Origin of the sequence: Alkalinema sp. FACHB-956 (assembly GCF_014697025.1) — a bacterium.
GTDB lineage: Bacteria > Cyanobacteriota > Cyanobacteriia > Leptolyngbyales > Leptolyngbyaceae > Alkalinema.
This window is the reverse complement of the sequence record NZ_JACJRC010000007.1, coordinates 22,705-48,866: the sequence shown is the minus strand read 5'-3', so window position 1 is coordinate 48,866 and position 26,162 is coordinate 22,705. Positions and strand designations below refer to the sequence as shown.

Below are 26,162 nucleotides of genomic sequence, written 5' to 3'. Positions count from 1 at the left end.
GACAGACTTTACCCCATGGATGAGTAAAAAATGAACTACAAACAGCTTGAAGAGGAGATTCAAACTCTGATATCTGGTGCTGAACACAACAATATAATTCAGTTCTCACTCGAATCCATTGAAATCCTGCGTTTAGCCAGTGCCGAGGCTATCGAAGCCGAACTTGAAGATTCAGAGCGTGATTTGCTCAACGATATTTTACGTAAGTTTGAATGTGGATCTGTGGAGGAAGTGCGATCGCACCTCGACGCGCTAGATGTCAGCATGACCGAAGATGATGTCCGAGCGAGCGAGTTTTCTTGTGAATTGGTTGAACTACTGGTCTGTATCGAGAGCTTCCTCCAATACAGAGTTACCCAGAGCGCAGATCAGATCTTTGATCTCTGTATTAGCATGATCAATTGGGCAGATTACAACACGAATAGTGATGAGTATTCCCTCGATAACATGCTGGGTGACCCCACGATGCGAGCAGAAATTGAGCGGCAGAAGAGATGCTTAGGGAGGCCAGCATGAGGGGCGTCATTCTCAGGTTTGCAAGATAGCTTGCAGCGCACCGTCCAAATTATGACCACCCGTAGAACCTTGTGCCAGAGCAGACTCGCAAGAGTTACTCTATATAGCAATACGTAGCTTTGGAGTCGCTCACTGCAAACGTTAGTCGAATGATTGGGGGCGATCGCGCCAATCCATTCAAACAAAGACGATCGACACCATATATTACAGCTTGGCAGAAGCAGAAACTACATTATTAAATTCAGGAAATTCAATAGAATAGGCAACCCTATTGGAAACGACTTCAGCGATCGGCCACATCAATCCCCCCTGAGTCCACCGAGGTCACCAGATGGCCTGCGGTAATTACGGTGGCACAGAACCGAAGCAGATTATAGATGGATGAGGCACCTTAGACCAAAATGGGCATATTAACGCTAGCCCACCTGACTGTCTTTGGGCAGAATACAAATCACAGTCGTAACACCTCCCATGTTTCCTGATGCTCCTGTTCCCAAGTCTGGCTCACCGTCCCCTGCTTCCCTCAGTTTCGTATCTAACCTATTGCAGTGGTTTAACAGTCTGAAGCTCCAACACAAAATTGGGTGGAGCATGGGCTTAGTCGCCAGTGTGACGATCGTAGGTATGACCACAGGTTGGGGCATTGCAGAAGTTCATCTCAACCGGGCAAAGGCAGAGATCGCAGAGAGCGAAGCCGAGCACCACATGCTCAATGAGCTACAAGCGAAGCTACTGAAAATGCACCTGCACCAAAAAGGCAGCATTCTGACCCTAAACAATATATCCCAGTGGAAAAGTGTATACGATATTTTTCTTGCCGATCGCAACCAATTCGATGCAAGCTGGGCGACCTACATAGCCACCCACGGGATTGTCGAGGGCGATACTTCCTCCGATCAGCAGGAGCAACAGTTAATTGAATCTCTCAAGGCTAGTTACGAAACGTTGTCTACAGATCTCGACACCCTAACGGTCAAGTTAAATCAGGTAGACCTTGTTCAATTATCTGACTCGCAGCGTCAAGCTTTGCAAGCAGAACTCACCCGATTTAACAATGAAGCACTACGGCAAGATGCTTATCAGGTTCTTAGCCTAGTCCAACAACTCAGTGATATTGAGGAGATAAAACTCAAAGAAGCAAAAATAGCGTTAAATCAAGCAGATGTTTTACGAACCATCATGTTGGCCACAAGTGCGATCGCGTCCATTGCGATCGCATTTTTGCTTCTTTCGCTCCTCAGTCGGAAAATTTCTGCTTCCGTTGAAAAAGCCGCGGCCATTGCAGAAGAAGTGATTGAAACTGCCAATTTTGATCTCCAGGTACCCGTCACCAGTACCGATGAAATCGGTCAGTTATCGCTTTCCCTCAATCGCTTGATTATCCAAGTCAACCAACTCTTACAGCAGGCACAAGCCAAAACTGAATCCCTAGAACAAGCCCTCAGTGAAATTCAAGCAACCCAGTCCGTTTTGCTCCAAAGTGAGAAGATGTCTGCCCTTGGGCAGATGGTTGCGGGAATTGCCCATGAAATTAATAACCCAGTCACCTTTATCCATGGCAATCTTGAACATCTCAATGACTATGTGCAAAATTTGTGCCATGCGCTAGAGATCTATCAACAACATTGCACCGAACTCCCTCCAAGCACTGTACAAGCGCTAAAAGATATCGATGTAGATTACCTGATTCAAGACATTGGCAATATTGTGAAATCCATGCGCATGGGAACCCATCGGATTTGTGACATTGTATTAGCATTGCGTAACTTCTCTCGTCTGGATGAAGCTGAAATTAAGTGCGTCAACATCCACGATGGGATTGATAGTACCCTGATCATTTTGGCCCACCGCCTGAAGGCCAACAATCACCATCCCGAGATTCAAATCATTAAGCACTATGACAACCTGCCCCAAGTTGAATGCTATGCAGGTCAATTGAATCAGGTCTTCATGAACATCCTCAGCAATGCGATCGATGCCCTGGAAGAAGGCAACAAAAATCGCACCTATCAGGAAATAGTAAGTCATCCCAATCAAATTAATATCTACACAGAAGTCGTCGATCACAATCAGGTCAAAATTCGCATTCAGGATAACGGCCCTGGCATTCCAGAACCCATTATCGGCAAACTATTCGATCCGTTTTTTACAACTAAGGATGTGGGGAAAGGCACCGGCTTAGGGCTGTCCATTAGCTACAAAATTGTGACTGAAAAGCACCGAGGCACCTTGCACTGCTACTCCAAGCCTGCCCAAGGAACAGAATTTGTCGTACAACTGCCGATTTACCAATCCCAAAATCAGATTTCTCGCTCCATCGCCGCAGCACTCAAGTATAAAACTGCTAGAGTATAAATGCGATCGCGGGATTAGATCGCTGGTAGATTACTCAGTTAGGGCTATGGCACAGGGGAGATAGAAAAACCCATGAAGTTTGGCGAGATTATTGAGCAGTTAGGGGCAACGCAATTCAACGGCGATCGCACCTTGGAAGTCACTGGCGTTGCCGCGATTGACCAAGCCCAACCGGGTCACCTAAGCTACATTGAAGGCAAAAAATTTGCGGCCCAAATCAACACCACCCAAGCCACTGTGTTAATTTTGCCGTCCCAGGAAGCCCTGCAAACCCAAGCCAGCGATCGGGGCATTGCCTGGATCGCAGTCAAACATCCCCGTCTCGTCTTTGCCCAAGCGATCGGGCTGTTCTATCAACCGTACAAACCCACACCCAGCATCCATCCCAGCGCAGTCATCGATGCCACCGCTACGATCGGTCAAAATGCAGCCATTAGCGCGAACGTTGCCATTGGTGAAAACGTTGTGATTGGCGATGATGTTGTTATTCATCCCAACGTCGTCATCTATCCTAACGTCACCATTGGCGATCGAGTCACCTTACATGCCAACTGCACCATTCAAGAACGCACTCAAATTGGCAATGATTGTTTAGTGAATAGCGGCTCTGTGATTGGGAGCGAAGGCTTCGGTTATGTGCCGACGCCGAACGGTTGGTACAAGATGAATCAGTCCGGCTATGTGGTGCTGGAAGATCTGGTGGAAATTGGCTGCAACTGCACGATCGATCGGCCTGCGGTGGGAGAAACGCGACTGAAGCGCGACACCAAGTTAGACAACCTGATCCACATTGGCCATGGTGTGACGGTTGGTCAGAGCTGTGTCATGGCCGCCCAAGTCGGCATTGCCGGGGGCACCACCTTGGGCGATCGGGTCACACTGGCGGGACAAGTGGGCGTGGCTAATAATGTGACGATCGGCGATGGCGCGATCGCATCCTCCAAGTCAGGGATCCATGCCAACGTGGCACCAGGGCAAATCGTGTCGGGGTACCCTGCGGTGGATCACAAGATTTACCTCAAATCCTCCGCAATCTACAGCCGTCTACCGGATATGTACCAGGTCTTGAGACAAGTGAAAAAACGGCTGGGCCTCGGTGAGGGGGACTAGTGGTTCAGGCAGACTTGTAAGTTCCTAGTTCCCCAAGTAGGCTTCTAAGACGGCGGAATTCGTTTGGATTTCCTGGGGCGTGCCGACGGCGAGGTTTTTGCCCTCGGCCAACACCCACACCCGATCGCACAGGGACATAATCACGTCCATATTGTGTTCAATGATCAGGAAAGACAGCCCTTGCTGGTTCCAATAGGTAATGTATTCACAAATTTGATTAATCAGGGTTGGGTTGACGCCCGCTGCGGGTTCATCCAACAGAATTAGCTTAGGACGGGTCATCAGGGCACGGCCAATTTCCAAAAGCTTCCGTTGCCCGCCGGAGAGTCCCCCTGCATAGTCGTAGGCTTTATGAGCCAGCCCGATCGACTCCAGGATTTCCAGCGCGCGATCGCGGGCTTGCTTTTCCTCTGTGGCAATTTTGCCCGGTTGCAACCAGACCTGCCAGAACTTCTCTCCGGTTTGCTGTTGGGTCGCAAGGAGCAAATTTTCCAGAACCGATAACCGGGATAGGGTGCGGGCCACTTGAAAGGTACGCACCATGCCCAATCGCGCAATTTCGTGGGGCTGTAACCGTTCGATCGATTGGCCGTTGAAGGTTACTTGGCCGCGATCGGGCGGGATAAAGTTAGACAACAGATTAAATAACGTCGTCTTCCCTGCACCATTGGGGCCAATCAGTCCAGTAATGCTGCCGGTAGCCACTTCAAGATCAGCGCTGTCAACAGCCGTGACCCCCCCAAAGGTTTTCACTAAACCCGATGCAGAAAGCAGTGCAGTCATAAGCTTTTAAAATCTATTACATCCAAAGTTAAGTCATTTGTTGAACGTTCGATCGCATCGATCGAGAGGGATCTAGATACTGCTCCAGATACTGCTATAGACATTGTTCTAGATACTGCTCTAGACAACACCTATTTTCCCAGCGTTAGTTCATCACGATTGCCCAGAATACCCTGGGGCCGCCACACCATCAGACCAATCAATAGCAACCCAATAAACACCATCCGAAAGGCATCAATTTGCACCGTTGGGAAGGGCAAAATTTGATTTAAATCCCGCGTCAGCGCGGTATATACCCAAAAGATGACCGCTCCTAATAACACCCCAGGATTCGTTCCGGCTCCTCCTAACACCATCAAGATCCAAACATTAAAGGTCAAATCCGATCGGAAATTATCCGGATAAACATTGCTCTGTTGCCAAGCGTATAGCGCACCTCCCACACCCGTCAAAAACCCACCAATCATTAAGGACTGAAGTTTGTAGGCAAAGACATTTTTCCCCAATGCTTTAGCAATTTCTTCATCCTCCCGGATTGACTTCAGCACCCGCCCCCAGGGCGATCGAATCAAGCGCTCCACCACCCAAAAGGCGATCGCCGTCACAATCAATGCCACAAACAGCAAGCCATTCCCCGCCTGATTCGCTTTGAAATTCGATAGGGAAATTGCCGTGACCACATAGGCCCGCAACCCCAACAACCCCGCCAGCACCGCCACCGCCGTAATGCCCACCTTTTGCCGTTGGGCAGCGGACTTTAAGCGCCGACTGGCCCATTGCCATAGCTTCCACAGCGCCAGCCCAAAAATCACCGTGACGATCGCAACCATGCCCACCCGCGTGAAGGTATTGGGACGAAAACTTTCCAACGGCAACGGAAAGCCATTAATCCCCATGGAACCGGGCCGATTGTCATACAGTTCCTCATTGTTGAACACCAGACGAACCAGTTCCGATGACCCGATCGTCACGATCGCCAGGTAATCCTCCCGTAGCCGCAGGGTCGAAAAGCCCATGAGTAACCCAAACAGCGCCGCCACAAAGCCTCCCCCCAGCATGGCCAGCACGATCGGCACCTTCGTCAAGCTCAAAATTACCGTCACGTAGGCTCCCACCGCCACAAACCCCGCAATCCCAAAATTAATCAGCCCCGTGAAGCCCCACTGCAAATTCAGCCCCAGCCCCATCAAGCCATAGATCGCCATGCTGGTCAGCAGGAACGCCACATAGTTCAAAATTCCAGGATCAAAGGAGAACAGATAATTGAGCATAGGGATCACAAAGTAACACGGAGTGACACAGAATCGAGACAAGAGTCGGCATTGCACCGGCACCCTTGAACGGCCTTGAAAAACGGCCTTGAAGAACTGTCTAGCATCACCGTAAAACCGGGGATTTTCAGAGCAGTGGACTGCAAGCGCAGGTAGAGTTGATTTTAGGGTAAATTGCGGTAGGTCTACGGAAAAAGTGGGTATGCTGAAGGAGACGATCCTCCCGCTTGAAACCATGCAGTCCCTTCGCAATCGCGCCCATCATCTTCTCAACGGGCTGACCGATGATCAGCTTCTTGTGATGTGGGATGTTATGAGAACTCACTATTACGATCTCTATATGCTGAGCGCGATCGAGGCCGCCAAGGAAACCTTTCAGCCTGGGGATATGTTGACCCGTGACGAAGCGATCGCCCTCCTGACCCAACCTACTGAAATTCCTGAGTCCCTATGAACAGTAATCCCCCATCTGATCAAGGGAGTATTGTTTCCAGCGCCAAAGCCACCCCCCTGAAACCCTCAAACGCCAGCGTTGAAGTGCTTTACGAACGTTCCTTTTTGCTTGACCTGAAACAGTTACCTCCCGTTGTCCGCCAACAGGTTCAGGAATTTGTCTTCAGTGATTTTTTTCAAACCAATCACCTCCAGTTTTTGCCCGACTTTCGGCAAATGGGCAACAGCGGAATTTTTTACCGCTTTACCTTAGCGGATCATCTAATTAGCATTGAAGTCACCGGCCAAATCATTAAGTTTTTGCGCGTCTTGCCCAAGCCCCAGGTCTGATCCCGAATCCGATCGGTAGGTTCAATTCGGGTCATCATGAATGCGAGAGAATTGGTGGTGGTGCGATGTACCCTGCATCCCACCCTGCATCCCACCCTTCATCACCTGTGCAAGCCATTCACAAAGATCCCCTCCATGGATGTCGTTTCGCTGACACTTTTTCAAGATTTGATGACTTTTTGCTCACATTAAACTTTCCCGCTCCTGTTAAGTCGATAGGCTGGAGGCCGAATACACTGGTCAGTGGAGTGAGAGAAGGAGATAACAAACAATGCATAATACTGCACTGGATCCTACTGAACTGTGGCAACGCTATCAAGCTTGGCTTTATTACCATGAAGGACTAGGACTCTATCTCGATATCAGCCGGATGCGCTTTGACGAGGCCTTCGTCGCCCAGATGCAACCCAAATTTGCCCAAGCATTTCAAGCCATGGCGGATTTGGAAGGCGGCGCGATCGCCAATCCCGACGAAAATCGCATGGTAGGTCACTACTGGCTGCGCACGCCAGAACTGGCCCCCACCCCGGAAATGCAAACAGAAATTACAACCACGTTGGATGCGATCGATGCCTTTGTCGCTAAGGTGCATCGCGGTGAGATTCAGCCGCCCAACGCGCCCAAGTTTACCGATGTTCTGTCGATCGGCATTGGCGGATCAGCCCTGGGCCCCCAATTTGTCTCCGAAGCCCTCGCTCCTGACTTTCCCCCCCTCACCCTTCACTTTTTGGACAACACGGATCCCGCCGGGTTCGATCGGGTGTTAAATCGCCTCAAGGATCGCCTCAGTACCACCCTGGTCATTACCATTTCTAAATCCGGTGGCACCCCCGAAACCCGCAACGGCATGTTGGAAGTGCAGCACCTTTACCAAACCCTGGGGCTCAACTTTGCCAAGCACGCGATCGCCATCACCACCGGCGGCAGCAAGTTAGATCAGGTGGCCCAATCGGAAGGCTGGCTAGCTACATTCCCCATGTACGACTGGGTGGGAGGCCGCACCTCGGAACTGTCTGCCGTAGGGTTATTACCCGCTGCCCTGCAAGGCGTAGACATTCGCGCCATGCTGAAGGGAGCCAACATCATGGACAGCGCCACCCGCCAAGCGGAACTCAAAAACAATCCTGCGGCCCTGTTGGCCCTGGCCTGGTATTTTGCAGGCAACGGTAAGGGCGAAAAAGATATGGTCGTGCTGCCCTACAAAGACAGTTTGCTCCTGTTCAGCCGCTACCTCCAGCAGTTAGTCATGGAGTCCTTAGGCAAGCAGTACGACCTGGATGGCAATCTCGTCTGCCAGGGCCTCGCCGTCTATGGCAACAAGGGTACAACCGACCAGCACGCCTACGTGCAGCAGTTGCGGGAGGGCGTCCCCAATTTCTTCATTACGTTCATTGAAGTCCTCAAGGATCGCCGCCAAGGGTCGATCGAAGTGGAACCAAATGTGACTTCAGGGGACTACCTCTGTGGCCTGCTGCAAGGCACCCGTAAGGCCATCTACGACAACGATCGGGATTCCATCACCGTCACCGTTCCGGAAGTCACAGCGGAAATTGTGGGGGCGCTGATTGCTCTTTACGAACGGGCAGTGGGGCTGTACGGCTTTTTGGTGAATGTCAATTCCTACCACCAACCCGGAGTGGAAGCGGGCAAAAAAGCCGCTGCGGAGGTTTTGGAACTGCAACGCGCCCTGTTAACGGTGTTGTCCCAGGATAAGACGCCGATGCCCCTGATGGATTTAGCCATTCGCGCCAACGCGGCCAATGACGTGGAAACAGTTTACAAAATTGTTCGCCACCTCGCTGCCAACGATCGGGGTGTGAAATTGCAAGGTGACCTCGCCCGTCCCAATAGCTTACTCGTGTCGATGGCCTAATTGCACTGGCCTAATTGCACTGGCCTAATTGCACTGGCCTAGTTACACTGGCCTAATTGCGATACTACCCAGCAAAACATAACCCAGCAAAACGGGGAACTGGAATCCAGTTCCCCGCTTATTTTGCAACTATGAGAAGCGTACAGTTGCTTGTTTGTAAGAAGTTTAGAACTTGTACAAATTAGTACAGAGCTTCTTCTTGGTGGGTCAGGATGGTGCAGTCAGAGCTGGGGTATGCGACACAGGTCAACACATAACCAGCTTCGATTTGGTCATCATCCAAGAAGGACTGGTCAGACTGATCAACGGTACCAGCGGTGATCTTACCAGCACAGGTGGAGCAAGCACCTGCACGGCAGGAGTAGGGCAGGTCGATGCCTGCTTCTTCTGCTGCATCAAGAATATAAGTATCGTCATCCACGTCCAGCGTGGTGTTCAAACCTTCAGCTTCATTGATTAGCGTGACCTTGTAAGTTGCCATGCAGTGGTCCTCTCTATTAAACAAAAATGGCGAATGCGCCAAATATTTCGGATGGCGAAACCATACACCAATGGGAATCGGCAAATGGAAATAGCCTCAATATCAGATACTACGGGAAAAACCTGAGTTATGACGATCGAGATCGACGTTGGGTGAATGGGATTCGTAATCAGACTTGGCGATTTGATCTACTTATACTTATAGGACGGTGAGAAGATGTACCGATTGATGTATTGGAGCCAACATTGGACAAGGGTTTCGGACGCTATCGGAGGATAGAACTCTCTCTGTAAACAACCTCGAAGAAATCCTCTCCATCGCGAACGAATCCTTACAAAGACTCATTTCGAGGCATTTCCTGAAGTTCGTCTTATGTCTTTCAGGGGAATGATTTGTTTTTCTTATCCAAGCAATTGATTGGTCAGATTGCCCAGCCTCCTAGGTTGGCCTAGACGACCTAGGAGGCTGGGCAAACCTATGGCAACTCGGCAAAGCGATCGGTTGCCTCCAGCAATGCGGTCAGAATGCCGGGTTCTGTCATGGAATGGCCCGCATCGGGCACCACGATAAATTCTGCTTGGGGTAAGGCTTTGTGGAGATCCCAGGCCGATCGCATGGGGCAGACCACATCGTAGCGACCCTGGACAATCACCGTGGGAATGTGTTGAATGCGATCGCACTGGCGCAAAAGCTGATCATCGGTGTCAAAAAATCCTCGGTTAACGAAATAATGGCACTCAATCCGGGCAAAGGCTTCCGCAAATTCGGGCTCACCAAACTTCGTGAGGAAATCGGGATCCACAAATAGCTTACTGGTCGAACCTTCCCAAACAGACCAAGCGCGGGCAGCGGTGGCACGCACCTGGGGATCCTCGCTGGTGAGGCGTTGGTAGTAGGCCGTCAGCAGGTCGTCCTGCTCTTCTGGCGGAATCGGTGCCAGGTAAGCGTCCCAAGCATCGGGGAACAGGTAACTAGCCCCCGATTGGTAAAACCAGAGGATTTCCTGGCGACGCAGCAGAAAAATGCCCCGCAGGATTAATCCCGTACAGCGATCGGGGTGGGTTTGGGCGTAGGTCAGGGAAAGGGTGCTGCCCCAACTGCCGCCAAAGACCGTCCAGCGATCGATCCCCAAATGGTCTCGCAGGGTTTCAATGTCCTGCACTAAGTCCCAGGTGGTGTTCTCCCGTAGTTCCGCATGGGGGGTACTGCGTCCACAGCCCCTTTGATCAAACAACACAATCCGCCATTGGGCTGGATCAAACATCTGGCGATAAATCGGCAAACTGCCCCCTCCAGGCCCTCCATGGAGAAACACCACCGGTTTTCCCTCCGGATTTCCCGCTTGTTCGTAGTAAATTCGGTGTAAATCCGAAACTTGCAGAAACCCGCATTGGTAGGGCTCGATCGCAGGATAGGGCTGACGCATAGCAAAACCTAGTTCAATCTTCTTTCAATAGTCAATGAGTCAATGAGTCAATGAGTCAATGAGTCAATTTCAGGCCACCAGTAACCAATTGCAAGCCACCCAGGCAAAGTGACTTCCAGCTAGGAATAGGAAATCGATCGTTCCCTTCAATCCACAGGGAGCCTAGAATTTACACTAGTTGAATTTACAGTAGCCAGCCGATCGTTTGGGTGCAATTTTGAGAGGATCTCGCGCTAAATTTTCCTCATTTTGATTCAGGGTTGTTGAATGCAGGGATTTGCCATTGTCCAAATTTCACTGAGTGATCGACTAGATTCTCTGCGGGGCCAATCTCTATAACCATCATGGATCTGTAGCCATTATTCAGATTACGAATCACGAAATTTAGATCACGAATTATGTATCCCAACTCTCCACCCACGGCTCGTGCCAGCCTCTCCATTTTGCTGGCAGAGGACAACCCCATCAACCAAGACCTATTTCGTCAAATGCTAGAGCGGCTGGGTCATCAAGTGCAGGCCGTGGGGGATGGGATCGCCGTTTTAGAGGCGTTGCAGCAGCAGTCCTATGACATCGTGCTGTTGGACTTGAAAATGCCTCGCCTCGATGGTTTAGAAACGGCTACACGCATTTGTCAGATGCCGGAACCTCGTCCGGTGTTAATTGCACTGACCGCCAACAGTCACCTGGAGGATCAAGATCGCTGTCTCCAGGCTGGAATGGATGATTTTCTGAGTAAGCCGATTCGGATGGTGGATTTGGGGCGAATGATCGATCGCTATGCTGAACGATGCCTTCACCGATCGACACCCCCTGCGGGAGAAGCCTCTACGTTCAAGGGTTCTGCGCAGTCCGTCCCTTCTCCCATTCCACCAGCCCACCCTACCCAAGCTCCTACTGCCCAAGCTCCTACTGCCCAAGCTCCCACGGCCCAAGCTCCCATCGATTTCCAAAATCTCCGACAGTTAAAGCAGGAACTGGAGGAAGAAGATGATTTTTTGAGTGAAATGTTGCAAAGCTACTGGAGAACCAGCACGAAGTTAATTCAACAAATTCAATACGCCGCGCAAGAAGCGGATCAAGTCGCTTTGGAGTTTGCTCTGCATGGATTAAAGTCGATTAGCGCCAGCATCGGAGCCTATCCCCTGGTGGGTCTTGCAGAAGCAGTAGAACAATGCAGCCACACAGGCACGATCGAGGCTGAGAGTGTTCAGCGCAGTATTCAGGATTTGGTTCAGTCCCACCAAACGACCTGTCAGGCCATTCAGCAAGAACTGAACCGTTTGTCCCTAGCCCAATTAGGCCAGCGATCGTAAACATCCTATAGAAATCACACGATTCACCCTAGAACTAGCGTTCCAAGCTTCTGGGATCCAGTACATCCCGCAACCCATCCCCCAGGAGGTTAAACGCCAAGACCGTCACCACAATGAGAGAGGCCGGAGCCCAAATTAACCAGGGTTGCAAAATCAAAATCGAGGCGTTGGTTGCCAAGGACAGCATGTTGCCCCAGGATGGATCCGGCTGTTGAATTCCTAGGCCAATCAGACTAAGAATTGCCTCCGCAATAATAAAACTCGGAACAGACAGCGTGGCGGAAATAATCACATAGGTCGCGGTCTGGGGCAGGACGTGCCGCAGGATGATGTAGAGCGGTTTACCCCCCATGGCACGCGCAGCTTGGATAAATTCCCGTTCCTTGATGGATAAAACCTGACCCCGAATCACCCGTGCCAAGCTAGCCCAGCTGATCAATGAGGTGATGAACGTGACGAGCAAAAATCGTTGGGAACTGGTGAGGCCCGGTGGGAGAACCGCAGCCAAGGCAATCAGTAGGTAAATGCCAGGAATCGTCATCAAGACTTCCACTAACCGCATCAGGATGACATCGATCCAACCACCAAAGTAGCCTGCGATGCCACCCACCAGCATCCCGATCGGGAAGGAAATGGCGATCCCCACCAGCCCGATAAACAAGCTGACGCGCCCACCATAGACGAGGCGACTGAATTGGTCGCGGGCTTGCTCGTCGGTACCCAGCAGGTTCAATTTGCCGTTGCCATCGGTGCCCAAGAGATGGAGATTACTGGGAATCAAGCCAGCCAGCTTATAGTTCGCCCCTTGGACAAACAGTCGCAGGGGGGAAGGTTGGCTGCGATCGACCCGCAGTTCCCGCTGGCCAGTTTGCACATCGATCGGGCCTTGGGTGGTGGGATAGACATGGGGGCCGATGAATTTGCCGGACTGATCAACCCAGTGGATTTGAGTCGGTGGCAAGAGTGCCCCATCGACCTGGGAATCGTAGGGATCATAGGGCGCAATGAACTCAGCCAAAATCACAATGATGTAGAACAAGGCCAAAATCAGGCCACCCCAGCGAGCCAGGTTATTTTTCTGTAACCGTTGCCACCAATCCATAGCAGTCTCTGTTTCTAGAAAACAATTGAAGTGACTAAAATTAGTTTCTATTGTCTATGGTTTTCTAGAAAACGTCTGGAATTTCCTAGTTGAGCCACCTGAGTTGAGCCTCAGTGGGGGGGTGATTGCCCTTAGCGCTAACCATCTCGGCGCTAACCATCTCGGCGCTAATCATCCGCACTCAGTACCTGTGCCGCTGTTAGCTGCAACGTTAGCTGCAACGTTGGAAAAGCTGCCGACTGGAGCAGTGCATCCCCTTGAAACGTCAGAAACTCATAGCGATCGTGCTCCTGCCGATCGTCCTGCCGGTCGCTGACCAAACGCCCAACTCGCACCCAGGCCCGTTCTGGATCAATTTGCCAAAACTCTGGAATGCCGCGATCGCCATATTCCTTGGGCTTTTGCACGTAATCCCGTTGGTCGCTTTCTGTGGCTTCGCTCCCCGGTGAGACAATTTCAATCACGATCGCCGGATTGGGTTCATGCAGGAACAAACAAGCCTGAGATCGCCCTTTAATGGAATCTTGCCTTATCTGCCGCTACGGTATCTCCATTCTATCGAGCCGATCGATTTCCACTAGGCACCTATCACACTCACGTGATACCCCTGTTTCTTCTCAATGCCAACTCGCGAAAAATTCTCAATCAGCTGAACTTCCCTAGAAAAACCGAGGGGAATTCTGACTTGCAGAAGGGGCCAATCATGATATAAAGGTTTAGGTTTCGTAACAAATTTCTTAATTCGTTACTTAATCCGTTCATCAGTTCACTTGTGATTGCCCAAAAAAACACGCCAAATGCCGAAAAACAACCTAATGCTTCTGTCTAATGGCTTGTGTTCGTGGGATTTGTGTTCGTGGGTTGCGTTCTGTGGGGGCTGTGCAGGTGGGCCGCTAAACTGCGGTGATGTTTTTGAGCATCGCTGATCATCTTTGAAACCGCCTGCGGTATCTACTGTGGGCAGATTTTGTGCGTCTTTATGGAGTAACAATGACCGCAATTGTCCAACCAACCCAACCCACACCCCATCCGCTAACCGCGCCGGGAACAAAATTGCGCCTCAAGGATATTATCAAAACTTTGCCCCGGGAATGCTTCCAGAAAAATGCGCGTAAAGCCTGGACTCAGGTCGTGGTCAATATCGCCATGGTCGCCCTAGGATATTGCGCGATCGCGCTGTCTCCTTGGTATTTGCTGCCCTTGGCGTGGATTTTTACAGGCACCGCATTGACGGGATTTTTTGTCATTGGGCATGATTGCGGTCATCGCTCCTTTGCAAAGCGGCGCTGGGTCAATGATCTCGTGGGCCACCTCGTTTTCTTGCCCTTGATTTACCCCTTCCACAGTTGGCGTCTGCTCCACGATGTCCACCACCGCTACACCAACAAAATGGATGTGGACAACGCTTGGCAACCCTTCCGCACGGAATACTATGATAGCTTGGATCCGGTAAAACGGACGGGTTATGAATTGATGCGGGGTAAGTTCTGGTGGATCGGTTCTATTCTCCACTGGGCGTTGATTCACTTTGATTTGGAGAACTACAAACCCCGCGATCGGGCCAAGGCCAATTTCTCCAACTGGTTTGTGATCATCGGCGGTGCGATCGGGCTATCTCTGTTACTCGCCTTCACTGGCCCTTGGGGATTGGTCAAGTTCTGGTTGATGCCTTGGATGGTGTATCACTTCTGGATGAGCACCTTCACGATCGTGCACCATACCCTGCCCGGAATTCCCTTCCAAGAACCGGAAGTGTGGGACGAAGCGAAGGCTCAACTGTTCGGCACCGTACATTGTGACTACCCCTTTGGCGTTGAGTTCCTTTGCCATAAGATTAACGTTCACATTCCCCACCACTTGTCTGTCGCGATTCCCTCCTACAACCTGCGCATGGCCCACAATCGCCTGAAGGAAATTTGGGGAGATGAGCTCGTTGAACGGCGCTTTAACTGGGAATTGGTGAAGGAAATCACCGATAACTGCCACCTGTACGAACCGGAAACGTCCTTCTACCAAACCTTTGCGCAATACAAAGCAAAAAAGGCAGCGGGGTTAAACTAACCGGCTTCCACTGGCAGATTTGACCGAGCTAACAGCTTTACACTCGCGAGGTCGAATCCATTCAATTAATCCAGTGAATTCATTTGTTCAAACAAAGAAATAAACGGTAAAAGCGAGATGATGGGGCATTACCTGTCATCTTTTTTTTGCAGATTTTTGATGCAGATGACTACGCAGCTTCTGGGATAGTATGACTGCTGGCAATCAAGCATTGCTGTTGGTAATTCAGCGTTGCTGTTGGCAATCAAATGTAACGGAACATTATGTAACTCCATTGGAATGTTTGGGAGATAGTGTCAAGATTAGAACATCGGTATTTCACCAGGTTTTACGCTACGGGAGAAGTCAGGAATGGATGTTAAAGCGGCAGTTGCCTTTGAAGCTGGGAAGCCCTTGAGCATTGAAACAGTACAGCTTGCCCCTCCTAGAGATGGTGAAGTTCTGGTTGAAATTAAGGCAACGGGCGTGTGCCATACCGATGCATACACGTTATCGGGTCGGGATCCAGAGGGTTTATTTCCTGCCATTCTGGGCCATGAAGGGGCAGGGGTGGTTGTCGAAGTGGGGAAAGGGGTGAAGTCCCTCAAACCGGGGGATCATGTGATTCCGCTCTATATTCCCGAGTGTCGTGAGTGTGAATATTGCCTCAATCCCAAAACGAATTTATGCCAATCCATTCGCGTCACCCAGGGGCGCGGCCTCATGCCCGATGGCTCCAGCCGGTTTTCGATCGATGGCCAAATGATTCATCACTATATGGGCACATCCACCTTTGCTAACTACACTGTGGTGCCGGAAATTGCCCTGGCAAAAATTCGATCGGATGCTCCGTTTGATAAGGTTTGCTACATTGGCTGTGGTGTGACGACGGGGATTGGTGCCGTTGTGAATACCGCCAAGGTGGAACCGGGATCGAATGTGGTGGTCTTTGGTTTAGGCGGCATTGGCTTAAATGTCATCCAAGGCGCAAAAATGGTTGGCGCAAACATGATTGTGGGCGTAGATATTAACCCGAGCAAGCGGGCGTTGGCTGAAACATTAGGCATGACCCATTTTGTCAATCCCCAGGAAGTCGAGGGGGATGTCGTGGCCTACTTAGTGGAATTGACCAAGGGTGGGGCGGATTACAGCTTTGAATGTATTGGCAATATCAATGTGATGCGGCAAGCGTTGGAATGCTGTCACAAAGGCTGGGGAGTGAGTGTGATTATTGGGGTAGCCGGTGCAGGGGAAGAAATTAGTACGCGGCCCTTCCAATTAGTGACCGGACGGACGTGGAAAGGCAGTGCCTTTGGGGGCGCGAGGGGACGGACAGATGTGCCCACGATCGTGGATTGGTACATGGATGGCAAGATCAATATTGATGATTTGATTACGCAGGTGATACCGATCGATCAGATTAACGATGCCTTTACCATCATGAAACAAGGAGATGGTATCCGCACTGTAATTACGTTTTAAGTGTTTCCCATTTACCTATAAATCGATTTCGTTTGCTGGTGAGGTCAGTATGTCAGAGGCGATCGTACAGCGGTCTCAATCTTCTTGCTTTGGTGGAACGGTCGCATTTTATAGCCATCGATCGATGGTTTGCGATTGTGAGATGCGTTTCTCCGTCTATGTGCCACCGCAAGCTAAGGAACGAGCGGTTCCGGTGCTGTATTTTCTCTCTGGCTTGACCTGCACGGAAGAAAATTTCATGGTGAAAGCTGGAGCCCAACGCTACGCCGCAGAGTACGGTTTAATTCTGGTGGCTCCTGATACCAGTCCTCGGGGGCTCAATTTGCCGGGGGAAGATGATGATTGGGAGTTTGGTACCGGGGCAGGCTTTTATGTCGATGCGATCGTGGAACCTTGGCGATCGCACTACCGCATGTATAGCTACGTCACCGCAGAATTGCCTCAACTGATTGCGCAACATTTTCCGGTACAGGCGAATCGGAGTGGCATTTTTGGCCATTCCATGGGCGGCCATGGCGCATTGGTGTGTGCGTTGCGCAATCCATTGCAGTATCAATCGGTCTCCGCCTTTGCGCCGATCGTGGCACCGATGCAATGTCCCTGGGGGCAGAAGGCATTTAGCCTCTATTTGGGCGACGATCGAGCACTCTGGAGTCAGTATGATGCTACGAAATTGGTTCAGACAGTGCAATTAGATCACCCGATTTTGATCGATCAAGGCATCGCGGATCAGTTTTTGGCAAACCAACTCATGCCCCAAACGTTTACAACTGCCTGCGAAGCTTCGGGCCAAGAAATTATTCTGCGAATGCAGGCGGGGTATGACCACAGTTACTATTTCATTGCAACCTTCGTGGAGGATCACATTCGCCACCACGCCCAAGCCCTCTGTCAGCCGTAACACCCTGGCCCAAAATCTTGGGTAAACCCAATTAATTTCGTGTCTGTAAGATCACAGCCTGCCAAATGTTACGTTTCACAGAGAACTTCTAGCAAAAACTTCTAGCAAAAACTTCTAGCCAAGAAATATGTCACCAACTTATTCGGCATGGTTTGTCTTAAGGCTACTGGCAACCTTGGGCTGTGGCTTAGTAGCTGGCGTCTTCTTCGCATTTTCAACCTTTGTCATGCCTGCTCTAGCTCGGCTTCAGCCCTCTCAAGGAATTGCAGCCATGCAATCGATTAATATAACTGCCATCACCCCCCTATTTATGCTTGCCCTCTTCGGCACCGCAGTAGTTTGTCTCTTACTGACGATCGGTGTGTTTCTCAAGTGGCCTTATTCAGATTCCACCTACCTGCTGCTCGGGAGTGCTTTATATTTACTCGGCAGTCTAGGAGTCACGATCGCCTGTAATGTTCCCTTAAACGATTCATTGGCCAAAGTGAAACCTGAGAGTCCAGAAGGCGCTATATTTTGGGCAAAATATCTGACGGATTGGACATTTTGGAATCATGTACGAACGATCTCATCCCTAGCCGCTGCTGTTCTCTTTGCACTCACACTCTGATGTGTGACCAGTCTTCTGATGTGTACCCAGTCTGATGTGTACTCAGTAAGGATGCTTGGATGCTTAGCCAATCCTGCTCTGTCGCCTGCTCCATTTAACAGGATTCAACTCGCAAGATCGATCGCCGAAGTCACACAAGTCGGAATGGGCACCGTAAACCAAACGGTCGTTCCCTGGCCTGCTTGGCTAGTCACGCCAATTTCTCCACCATGGGCCTTAATGGTCTGGTGACAGAGATACAAGCCCAATCCTAGCCCCGTGATGTGGGGATTGTGAGTACTGCGGAGGTAGGGCCGATGGAACATCAGAGCAATTTGTTCAGGTTGCAAACCGCGCCCACTATCCTGCACTCGGCAGTATAAGCAAGGGGAATGCTGCCAGGGGTATCTGCTCCCAGGGGCTTCACGATCGCTGCTGTAACGTCGGTTATTTTGCGACATCATTGAGCTTCTGCCATCATCCATGCCAACTTCGATCGTGATCTGAGTCCCGGGCAAATTGTGCTGGACTGCATTCGTCACTAGATGTTCCAAAACTTGGTGAATATGACTGGCATCCATTGCAACCACAGGAAGACCATCCTCAAACTGCGTGATGACCTGGGTGTTGCTATTGGCCAAAAGTGGTTGCAGGTCGTTCAGGGCGCGATCGATTACATTCATCATTTGAGTGGGTTTGCGATCGAGCTTGAGCATCGGTGAACTAGCCGCTGCCTCCTCTTGCAATGACTTGAGCAAACTGAGTTGCCGTTGGCTACTGTCTAGCATTAGATCCAACATCGTGCGCGATAGTGGTTTCTCAGGATGTTTCGCCAAACGTTGTAAAACCATCACCATACCTAATATTGGTGTTTGTAGATCATGGCTAATGGCATGAATTAATCGTTCCTGTTGCTGATTCAGAATCTGCAAAGATAACATTTGTTGTTTCAATTGCTGTGTGCGTTCCTGCACCTGTTGCTCTAAGACGATCGCCGTTTCTTGAACCTGGCGATAGAGATAGCCCTGGTGTAGCGCAATGCCAACTTGAGCCGCTAATTCTTCTAATAATTGCAGCTCTTTTGCTGTCCACTGGCGAGTTCTGCTGCATTGATGAACTGACAGTAAACCCATCGTGGCTCCAGAGGTTGAAATGGGAGTACTGATCCCAGCCTGCACGTCGTATTTTTGATACAAGTAATGGAGAAAACCTGCCTGGGGCTGATCTGCTGGACTGTGGTGAACGATCGTTCCCCGTTGCTGATAAACCGTTTGTAATTCAGTAATGACTTCTACCGGAAACTCTTCTGTCGCGATCGAACCCCACATTGCATCGTTAGATTCTGCGGCAATGTAACCACATCCTTGTGAATTCACTTGGGCAATAAACACCCGATCGACCCCCAACAGCCGACGAACCTCCGCCACCGCCGTTTGCAAAATTTCGTCCACTTGGAGGGACTGACGAATTCGCTGGCTAGTTTCTGCAATCAACCGATGATAGTCCGCCTGTTGCCGTTCTGAGGTAATGTCTTGCACCACACCCGTCAGATGGACCCCATCTCCTTGCTCCGACCATTCCACAGAGACCTGCTCTCTCACCCATCGTTCCCGCCCATCCTGACTCAGGAGACGATACTCTATGGCCTCTAAATTCTGGGCGACTAACTTATTTTGGGCGACTAAATGTTGGGTGACTAAATGTTGGGTTAAGTTCTGGGCGACTAAATTTGGGGTTACTAAGTTCTGCGGAGTTCGCCAGGTTGCGTGGGCTTGGCGTACCCGATCGCGATCGTCGGGATGAACATGGGCCAAATAACGAGCCGGACTAGGAACCACCTCTGCGGGAACCAATCCCAACAGACCATATAACGGGTTAGACCAATCTAAGGTTTCCTGGGAAGAACCCAAATTCTTAATTTGCCAACTGCCAAGACCCACCATGGTTTGAGCCATTTCCAAATGGGTCGATCGATCAGGCTGTTGTCCAAACCAACCTCCTGAGGATAGCCATTGCCAAAATTGGAAGGGAGCAAACCGCATAGAACCTCAACCAGATAGAAAAGCACTGATATAGGGCACTGATTTAAGAGGATGCCGTAAATGCGGAGGATTCAGAGATCATCTGGCTAAATACCGGAGAATCTTACTCCACCAATTCATCCTGACGTATATTGTCAAGTTTTTACTTCACCCACGCAGGTGATCTTACACATTCAGTCACTGTGATCAGTCCCTAGGATGTCAGGTATTCTGCGCCGATCGGCCAACCCAAGCGAGACTATGCTGATATACAGCAGCCTCAAGATTTTATTGAGAAAACGCTATCAGAAGACTATTGGTGATTGGCTAATTGGTTATCGGCTGATGGTTATTTGCCGATGGTTATTGGCTGAATTTGTCGCTTCGTGAATGGCTCAGTTTGTGATTATTTGCAGACTCATTATTTGTAGAGTCATTGTTCGCAGACTCATTGTTCGCAGACATTGCGCCCACGTTTGTAGACATGGGGTCCACCGCTTTTCCTTTGAGGCGATCTTGCGCTTCGGCAAAGGCAGACTTCATCACCGCTTGAATTTGGGCTGGGTCAGGCTTCCGACCACCTAGGAGATCACCAAAATAGGCACAGGCCGTTTCGCCCAAGGCCCAAGTGTAGGCCGTAGCCCAGGAAGCAGCAATCACACTGCCAAAACCGGGAATCAACTTGACCAATTCTCGCCCAATCGTTTGAGCCAGGAATCCCCCTGCGATCGTGCTGACCAGTCCACCGGCTTGAGAAACCGTCAGTTTCTGGCCATACAGTTGTCCCAGGAAGGCCACCATCGAAATTTGCACCGCTGTCAGCACCGGCATGGTTGCCAGGGGCAGGGGCACGGCTGCCAGGGTACCCGCCATAATGGCAAAGGGCAGAATGGCGCGGCGAGCGGCTTCTCGGTAGAGGTTACCCACTTGGTTGCCCATTTCTCGATCGTTCAGCAATTGAGCGATCGCCCGTGACTCCGCTTCCGGCAGCAGTTCCGCCAAAGTCGTTACCAGCGCTTCCAGACCATAGAACACCGGATCAAAACCATCTTCTTCTAGGGTGAAGTCAATCAACACCGCCCGATCGAACAGACCTTGGAAATCCTGTTGAATTTGGGCAAAGGCGCGATCGATCTCGCCTATTGGGGGGGGATAGGCAGGATGGTTTTCCAGACTGGGCGGATAGAGTTGGTGGAGACAGGTCACGACCAAGAGACAAGGGATTTCTGGGTGCTTCTGGCGGACTTGCTGGACAATCTGCCTCAGGGCATCGGTGGCAAAGTCGCCGACACGAACCGTTAGGAGAATCACCTTAGCAGCGGGGGATGTTTCCAAAGCCCTAGACTGCTGGGCTTCTAATGGCTCAAGCCGATCGGCTAAAGGGGGAGAATCGCCTGCCTGGGTAGCAGCAACAGCCCCTGGCTGAGCGTTAGCGGGAGGAGACAGTTCACCCAACAAATCGCGCACCACATCGGCAATTTCCTGAATGCCATCCCCCAAGCCAACCGTATCCACAAATTGCAGTAGCGGGAGCTCATCGGTGGGATAGCTGTACCGTTGGGTGTGCTGGGTGTGGGGACGGAACCCCTGGCCAATAATTTCCGCAGAAACCCCCGTCAGACCGCGAACGATCGAGCTTTTGCCCGCTTGGGGTTTCCCGATTAAGATGGCTTGCGTAGTCGGTAAATCTTTGCGGATCCTGTGAAGAATATCCTGCAATTTTGCATCATCTACCCGAAACCAGCCCGCAACTTGGTCAACAACCTGGGGCGTGGGCAACTCTTTAATCCATTGGCTGACCCATTGGCTAGATCCCTGGGTCCATTGCTGCCAAGTCTCACTAATTTGCTGAAGAGAGTGCTTATCTGGAACTAGCCTATTCAACGGAAACTTACCCAAGGAACCATCAAGGGGCAACTTAACCGGCGGCTTTGGGGTATTAGGATCTTGGGCGCTCGCCTCCTGACTGTTCGCGTCCTGAACAGTCACTTCTTGAGAAGATTCAGATAGGGGGGAGTCGGATGTGGGGTCAGTCATGGGACAGCAGGGGGTCAATCAGCTGCCTCAATCCTATCAACTGTCCTCATCACTGGGATTGCTGGATTCCCCGCCTGGAGAAGATCGGTAAATCGCATCCAGTTGTTCGCGGGCATCTTCAACGCTCATCGATCGCATAACTAGGAGCGGTTCATTAATCACTTTGCCATCAGCATCCAACATTTCTGGATGGGTGGGCATAGGTTGCCGTCTGACAGTCCCGGCGGCGGCGGGGTTGTTTCCCGATCCGTTAATGATATTCGTGAGCTCGCGCTGCGACTCTAACCCAAGGGTCAACATACTGCGAATGAGATTTCCCACCGCTAGGAAGGCAACAATCGTGAAGGCAATAATATACAGAATGTGGAGCCACATAACGCTTTCCCCCAGCCAACTGTTGAGATCACCACGAAGGTTCAAGCCTTGCTCGTGGGGGGATCCCTGGTCAATTCATTAAATTATAGTGTCTCAGATTTCTGGCAAACCTTAAATCCTTTCTCAAATGAGTTCGGATCGATTTCCCAGCGAGCTTGGCGTCCTTACTGAACTTGGTTCGATCGATGCTTCATGCTGACCCCCCAACATTCATGGACTAAGCGATGCCAATTCATCAACACATCCGTCTCAACACCAACCTTCCCATCGGTTGCGTTCAGGAGGGTTTGGGTGGTGGTGACTTCTTTCTGGGCTGTCAGAACCCGCTCTAACAGATTGGCCTGCTGGGATTCTTCAAGGAAAGTAATGCGCTCGTTTTCTAGGAGTGCCTGCGATCGGCCAAACCAGTACTGAAAATCCTCCAAAAGAGGTTCCAAAAGGCTTTTCAGCAAATCTGGATCAGAAGGAAGGGGTGAGTTAAACATGCTTTTTGAAAGATCTAATCTAAAGGCTAAACTCCGGGTGACTCAGAGGTCTAAATTGACTGTGAGATCTGAATTGACTCTTTACAATTTGTAACACATTTTCATAATATCCCCAACTCGGTAGAAATGCTCATTAAGTTTTGCCGAGTCATTTGGCCAAGTTGTTCGACGAGGGTGAGAGATCACGCATGGCAAATTGCTGCTGTCCCCATCGAACGTGGCAGCAGCCTTGCGCCTGAGCTGTGGCTCCCCAGAACGAGGCCGAGAGAATCCGAACAGAAGCGCTCTCTAAAGGTCTCTCTAATGCCCCATCCCACCCTTGCAGGGAGCGGGGGAGGAATTCGAATCAGCAGGCTAAGGATTGGAAAAGGTATTAATGCGCCCACCGCCGATGTAGCGCCCCGGAGTCATGCGAGGCGTTGTAAATGACTCCGTTGGGGGAATGCCACCAAACTGGGGTTGATTACTGGTGGCTCCAGCAACACCCGGCAGAACGGTTTGATTCATCCCACCAGGATTGATCCCCGTAGGATTGCTTCCAGAGGAGGGGCTGCCGATGCCAGCGCCCGTCTCGATCGCAGAATTAGGAACTGCTCCTGTGGGAATACCGGGCACCCCAAAGGCAGGCGATCGGGGATCAAGTCCTGTAGCTGGGGCCTGTTGGAGCACTTGAGTATAGGCATTGGCAGGATAGGGAGTGGCTGGTATCCCCGTAGTGCCTTGAAGGGGGGAGTTCGTTGGCAAAGCAGTGCCTGAAAAAGGACGGATCCCTTCGATCGGCGGGTTGGTGATAGCATTGCCTGCAAAGGACGGATTGCTGGGATTGTAAAAACTAGCCGAAGCGGGAGCCGAGGGTGAACCCTGATTGGGGGAATTGGTGTAGCGAGACAGGGCATCGGCCAACACATTTTGGGGCGGATTGCCGGAGCTGGGCACGATCAGAGAACCCAGGGGCGCAAAAGAATTCTGCCCAGGCACGATCGACATATCCAGCACGGGCCGCCCTGTTAACCCATCCCGAGCAGCAGGGCGAGTTCGATCGCCGGGTAAACTTCCCAACAGCGCTAACTGACTCATATTCAGTTCCGCTTGACTAGGATTCTTGGGGGGAGGGGAGACGGCTGCAAGGAGCGAGAGGGTAGAGGAGATTTCGGAATCGCTGCTGGGTTGAGGAGCGTTTGCGGCTTTTTTGGGGGGCTGGAGAAGGTTGAGGGTTGGGGCGTTGGGATTGTTCACTTGATTGAACAAGACCGACAAGTTATCAATATCTGCCCCGATCGCTAAGTCTTCCGTTTCTCCAGCATCCGTCATCGGTTGTTCTGAATCAGTCTCGGAACGAGGGGATTGGGAGAATTCCAGGGTTTCTGGATTTTGCCACGCTATCCAACCAAAGGTGGCTGCGAGTCCTACGGCGATCGCTGTCCCCCAAACCCGTGGATCTCGTAGCGATCGTAGCCGAGCTTGCCAGTACCGTACTGTTTTGGGAGATTGGGGTGAACGCATAGGAGAAGCTAGGATAACGAACTCCGGCAGCCCGGTTAGTTTGATCTTAGCTTGCCCGCCAGCGATGCATCAAACAACATACCAGTCTCCAACTTCCACCCCCAATGCTGAATCACCGCAACATTTGCCATCGTGCCCTTCGCCCAAGCTTGGCCCATTGCACGGAGAGACAAGTCAAATGTAGTCAAGGGATCGTTCAATCATTCAAGCGATTTGTGAGAACCATTCAAATTAAACAATGGGATAGTTAGTACATTAATGACATCCTAGAGAATGTCTTGGTGAATGATGTAACTTCATTGAAACAATCCAGAAATTACAATCAGTGGAATTCAGCAACAAGATTCAGAAAAGTGCTACCTGATAATGTTATTTTGCAGTGCGAGTTAGCAGAAAGCCGCCAATGCTCAGACCAATCAGATTCGGTAACCAAGCTGCGACCACAGGGGCTAAGATTTCCAAATTTCCCATGGCGTCGCAGAGAAACAGCAGAATATAGTAGCCAAAAATAATTAGGACACTGATCGCGAAGCTAGCGCCTTTACCCGATCGCCGCTGAGGCCGCATCCCTAAAGTTGCCCCCACTAACCCAAACACCAAGCAAATAAACGGGATCGCTAATTTCTGCTGAATTCGTAAATCAAACTTACGAACTTGTTTATCATCTCCGCTTTGGGCAGACAGATCCTGCGCTTCCCGCAATTCCGTAACCGTCATTTCCTCCCAATCTTTCTTGCGGTTGGCTAAATCCAACGGTGTGCGAGGCAGTTGTAATTGCTGCTGCTGGAACTTAACGATGTTCCGGTAGGAGCCATCCGGGGCCACGAGATACACCGTCCCATTAAAGAAATCCCAAGTTCCCTGCTTGTTATCCCACATTGCCGACTGGGCTGCAATAATTTGGTTTAAGCCCTCTTTGGAAAAGTCGAGCACCGTGAGCCCCTGCATTTCCCGGCCATTGAATTTGCTGGCGTAGAATAATCGGGTCAGGATGCGATCTTTACTGCCATCCGGTTGTTTGACCTCTTCAAATTGGGGTGAGAGGATATTCGATTCCTGAAATTTAGGATTATCTTCATTCAGAGCCTGTTCCAGGGTCACCGTAGCGCGATACTTCGCCGCTGGCACGATCGCTTCGCTGAAGGCAAAGCTCATACCTGTAATGAAAAAACTTAACGCCACCGCAGGCAGCACCAAGCGATAGGGGCTGATCCCCGAACTGCGCAGCGCAATTAATTCACTATCCGTAGACAAACGGCTGTAAAGAATAAGCGTGGCCAGCAAGGTAGACATGGGCAGCGCCAAACTAATGTAGTAGGGCAACTGCAAAAAGAACACCTGCACCGCGATATCCAACGGCAGGTTCATCGTTGTCATCTTGCGGATTAGGTCAAAGAGTGTCCCGACGGAGACCCCGATCGAAGAAAATGCCCCCACTCCAAACAGGAAAGGCATTGTCAACTGGGTAGCTAAATAGCGATCGAGGACAGCAATGCCCGGAAAAGCAGGACGAAAAGACGGAGTTGCAGTCATGGTTGGCAGGACAAGTCAGGACAAATAGGGCACACAGGATGGGCAGGGAGGATCAAAGGGATTCTAGATAGGGTACCAGCCAGAACTACGCTAGTGAGTTCCCCCTAGACTTAAACGGAACGGGATACTGCGAAAACACAACTTGCAGACGATGGATGGGTGATAGATATTCGACAGGGC

Annotated in this window: 23 protein-coding genes; 11 read left to right on the top strand and 12 right to left on the bottom strand. The window is 50.8% G+C overall.

All coding sequences use genetic code 11. The features are described from left to right. Nucleotides 1–30 precede the first annotated feature (30 nt). The 3 genes from H6G21_RS10115 (at nucleotide 31) to lpxD (ending at nucleotide 3,981) form a co-directional block, all read left to right on the top strand. Nucleotides 31–516, top strand: coding sequence for a hypothetical protein (locus tag H6G21_RS10115; RefSeq protein ID WP_190573284.1), 486 nt, complete (start codon nucleotides 31–33; stop codon nucleotides 514–516). 471 nt (nucleotides 517–987) lie between these two features. After that, nucleotides 988–2,871: an ATP-binding protein gene (locus tag H6G21_RS10110; protein ID WP_190573283.1), complete on the top strand. Its 1,884-nt coding sequence runs from the start codon at nucleotides 988–990 to the stop codon at nucleotides 2,869–2,871. A gap of 72 nt (nucleotides 2,872–2,943) precedes the next feature. Continuing rightward, the gene (gene lpxD / locus H6G21_RS10105) at nucleotides 2,944–3,981 is read left to right on the top strand and encodes a UDP-3-O-(3-hydroxymyristoyl)glucosamine N-acyltransferase (protein ID WP_190573282.1); all 1,038 of its coding nucleotides are present in this window, start codon (nucleotides 2,944–2,946) and stop codon (nucleotides 3,979–3,981) included. A 24-nt stretch (nucleotides 3,982–4,005) separates the two neighbouring features. On the opposite strand, the gene H6G21_RS10100 is transcribed toward lpxD, so the two are convergent. Continuing rightward, entirely contained in the window at nucleotides 4,006–4,764 is a 759-nt protein-coding gene (locus tag H6G21_RS10100; protein ID WP_190573281.1) for an ABC transporter ATP-binding protein, read from the bottom strand. 131 nt (nucleotides 4,765–4,895) lie between these two features. Next, nucleotides 4,896–6,002 (bottom strand): branched-chain amino acid ABC transporter permease, encoded by a 1,107-nt coding sequence (locus H6G21_RS10095; RefSeq protein WP_190573418.1) that lies wholly within the window; start codon nucleotides 6,000–6,002, stop codon nucleotides 4,896–4,898. A gap of 235 nt (nucleotides 6,003–6,237) precedes the next feature. On the opposite strand from H6G21_RS10095, the gene H6G21_RS10090 reads away from it, so the two are divergent. The 3 genes from H6G21_RS10090 (at nucleotide 6,238) to H6G21_RS10080 (ending at nucleotide 8,691) form a co-directional block, all read left to right on the top strand. After that, nucleotides 6,238–6,489: a hypothetical protein gene (locus tag H6G21_RS10090; protein ID WP_242041755.1), complete on the top strand. Its 252-nt coding sequence runs from the start codon at nucleotides 6,238–6,240 to the stop codon at nucleotides 6,487–6,489. Then, complete coding sequence (locus H6G21_RS10085; RefSeq protein WP_242041754.1) at nucleotides 6,486–6,818, top strand: cytotoxic translational repressor of toxin-antitoxin stability system; 333 nt, start codon at nucleotides 6,486–6,488, stop codon at nucleotides 6,816–6,818. The genes H6G21_RS10090 and H6G21_RS10085 overlap by 4 nt, the downstream gene beginning before the upstream one ends. A gap of 286 nt (nucleotides 6,819–7,104) precedes the next feature. Continuing rightward, complete coding sequence (locus tag H6G21_RS10080; RefSeq protein WP_190573415.1) at nucleotides 7,105–8,691, top strand: glucose-6-phosphate isomerase; 1,587 nt, start codon at nucleotides 7,105–7,107, stop codon at nucleotides 8,689–8,691. A gap of 181 nt (nucleotides 8,692–8,872) precedes the next feature. Here H6G21_RS10080 and H6G21_RS10075 read toward each other — a convergent pair whose 3' ends face one another. Both H6G21_RS10075 and pip read right to left on the bottom strand, forming a co-directional pair. Continuing rightward, nucleotides 8,873–9,172, bottom strand: coding sequence for a ferredoxin (locus H6G21_RS10075; protein WP_190573280.1), 300 nt, complete (start codon nucleotides 9,170–9,172; stop codon nucleotides 8,873–8,875). A 475-nt stretch (nucleotides 9,173–9,647) separates the two neighbouring features. After that, nucleotides 9,648–10,598, bottom strand: coding sequence for a prolyl aminopeptidase (gene pip / locus H6G21_RS10070; RefSeq protein ID WP_190573279.1), 951 nt, complete (start codon nucleotides 10,596–10,598; stop codon nucleotides 9,648–9,650). A gap of 398 nt (nucleotides 10,599–10,996) precedes the next feature. Between pip and H6G21_RS10065 the strand changes: the two genes are divergently transcribed. After that, entirely contained in the window at nucleotides 10,997–11,914 is a 918-nt protein-coding gene (locus H6G21_RS10065) for a response regulator (protein WP_190573278.1), read from the top strand. 34 nt (nucleotides 11,915–11,948) lie between these two features. Here H6G21_RS10065 and H6G21_RS10060 read toward each other — a convergent pair whose 3' ends face one another. Then, nucleotides 11,949–13,016: an ABC transporter permease gene (locus H6G21_RS10060; RefSeq protein ID WP_190573277.1), complete on the bottom strand. Its 1,068-nt coding sequence runs from the start codon at nucleotides 13,014–13,016 to the stop codon at nucleotides 11,949–11,951. A gap of 167 nt (nucleotides 13,017–13,183) precedes the next feature. Next, nucleotides 13,184–13,510, bottom strand: a complete 327-nt coding sequence (locus H6G21_RS10055) for a Uma2 family endonuclease (protein ID WP_190573276.1) — start codon at nucleotides 13,508–13,510, stop codon at nucleotides 13,184–13,186. Nucleotides 13,511–14,006: 496 nt separating this feature from the next. On the opposite strand from H6G21_RS10055, the gene H6G21_RS10050 reads away from it, so the two are divergent. From H6G21_RS10050 to H6G21_RS10035, 4 genes are all read left to right on the top strand, one after another. Then, on the top strand, nucleotides 14,007–15,077 hold the full coding sequence (locus H6G21_RS10050) for a fatty acid desaturase (protein ID WP_190573275.1): 1,071 nt from the start codon (nucleotides 14,007–14,009) through the stop codon (nucleotides 15,075–15,077). 351 nt (nucleotides 15,078–15,428) lie between these two features. After that, nucleotides 15,429–16,538, top strand: a complete 1,110-nt coding sequence (locus H6G21_RS10045; protein ID WP_190573274.1) for an S-(hydroxymethyl)glutathione dehydrogenase/class III alcohol dehydrogenase — start codon at nucleotides 15,429–15,431, stop codon at nucleotides 16,536–16,538. Nucleotides 16,539–16,587: 49 nt separating this feature from the next. Then, nucleotides 16,588–17,439, top strand: coding sequence for an S-formylglutathione hydrolase (fghA, locus tag H6G21_RS10040; protein ID WP_190573273.1), 852 nt, complete (start codon nucleotides 16,588–16,590; stop codon nucleotides 17,437–17,439). 127 nt (nucleotides 17,440–17,566) lie between these two features. Beyond that, nucleotides 17,567–18,049 carry an anthrone oxygenase family protein gene (locus tag H6G21_RS10035; protein ID WP_190573272.1) on the top strand — a complete coding sequence of 161 codons (483 nt, stop codon included), beginning with the start codon at nucleotides 17,567–17,569 and terminating at the stop codon, nucleotides 18,047–18,049. A gap of 104 nt (nucleotides 18,050–18,153) precedes the next feature. Here the strand turns inward: H6G21_RS10035 and H6G21_RS10030 are convergent, their stop codons facing one another. The 6 genes from H6G21_RS10030 to H6G21_RS10005 all read right to left on the bottom strand — a co-directional run bounded on the left by H6G21_RS10030 (nucleotide 18,154) and on the right by H6G21_RS10005 (nucleotide 25,982). Further along, a complete protein-coding gene (locus H6G21_RS10030; protein WP_190573271.1) occupies nucleotides 18,154–20,070 on the bottom strand; it encodes an ATP-binding protein in 1,917 nt (638 codons plus the stop codon). A gap of 342 nt (nucleotides 20,071–20,412) precedes the next feature. Beyond that, on the bottom strand, nucleotides 20,413–22,086 hold the full coding sequence (locus H6G21_RS10025) for a GTPase (protein WP_190573270.1): 1,674 nt from the start codon (nucleotides 22,084–22,086) through the stop codon (nucleotides 20,413–20,415). A 36-nt stretch (nucleotides 22,087–22,122) separates the two neighbouring features. Beyond that, entirely contained in the window at nucleotides 22,123–22,461 is a 339-nt protein-coding gene (locus tag H6G21_RS10020) for a DUF2973 domain-containing protein (protein WP_190573269.1), read from the bottom strand. 164 nt (nucleotides 22,462–22,625) lie between these two features. After that, complete coding sequence (locus H6G21_RS10015; RefSeq protein WP_190573268.1) at nucleotides 22,626–22,946, bottom strand: DUF2605 domain-containing protein; 321 nt, start codon at nucleotides 22,944–22,946, stop codon at nucleotides 22,626–22,628. 354 nt (nucleotides 22,947–23,300) lie between these two features. Then, nucleotides 23,301–24,449, bottom strand: a complete 1,149-nt coding sequence (locus H6G21_RS10010) for a hypothetical protein (protein ID WP_190573267.1) — start codon at nucleotides 24,447–24,449, stop codon at nucleotides 23,301–23,303. Nucleotides 24,450–24,818: 369 nt separating this feature from the next. Then, the gene (locus tag H6G21_RS10005) at nucleotides 24,819–25,982 is read right to left on the bottom strand and encodes an LptF/LptG family permease (protein WP_190573266.1); all 1,164 of its coding nucleotides are present in this window, start codon (nucleotides 25,980–25,982) and stop codon (nucleotides 24,819–24,821) included. Nucleotides 25,983–26,162: the final 180 nt, after the last annotated feature.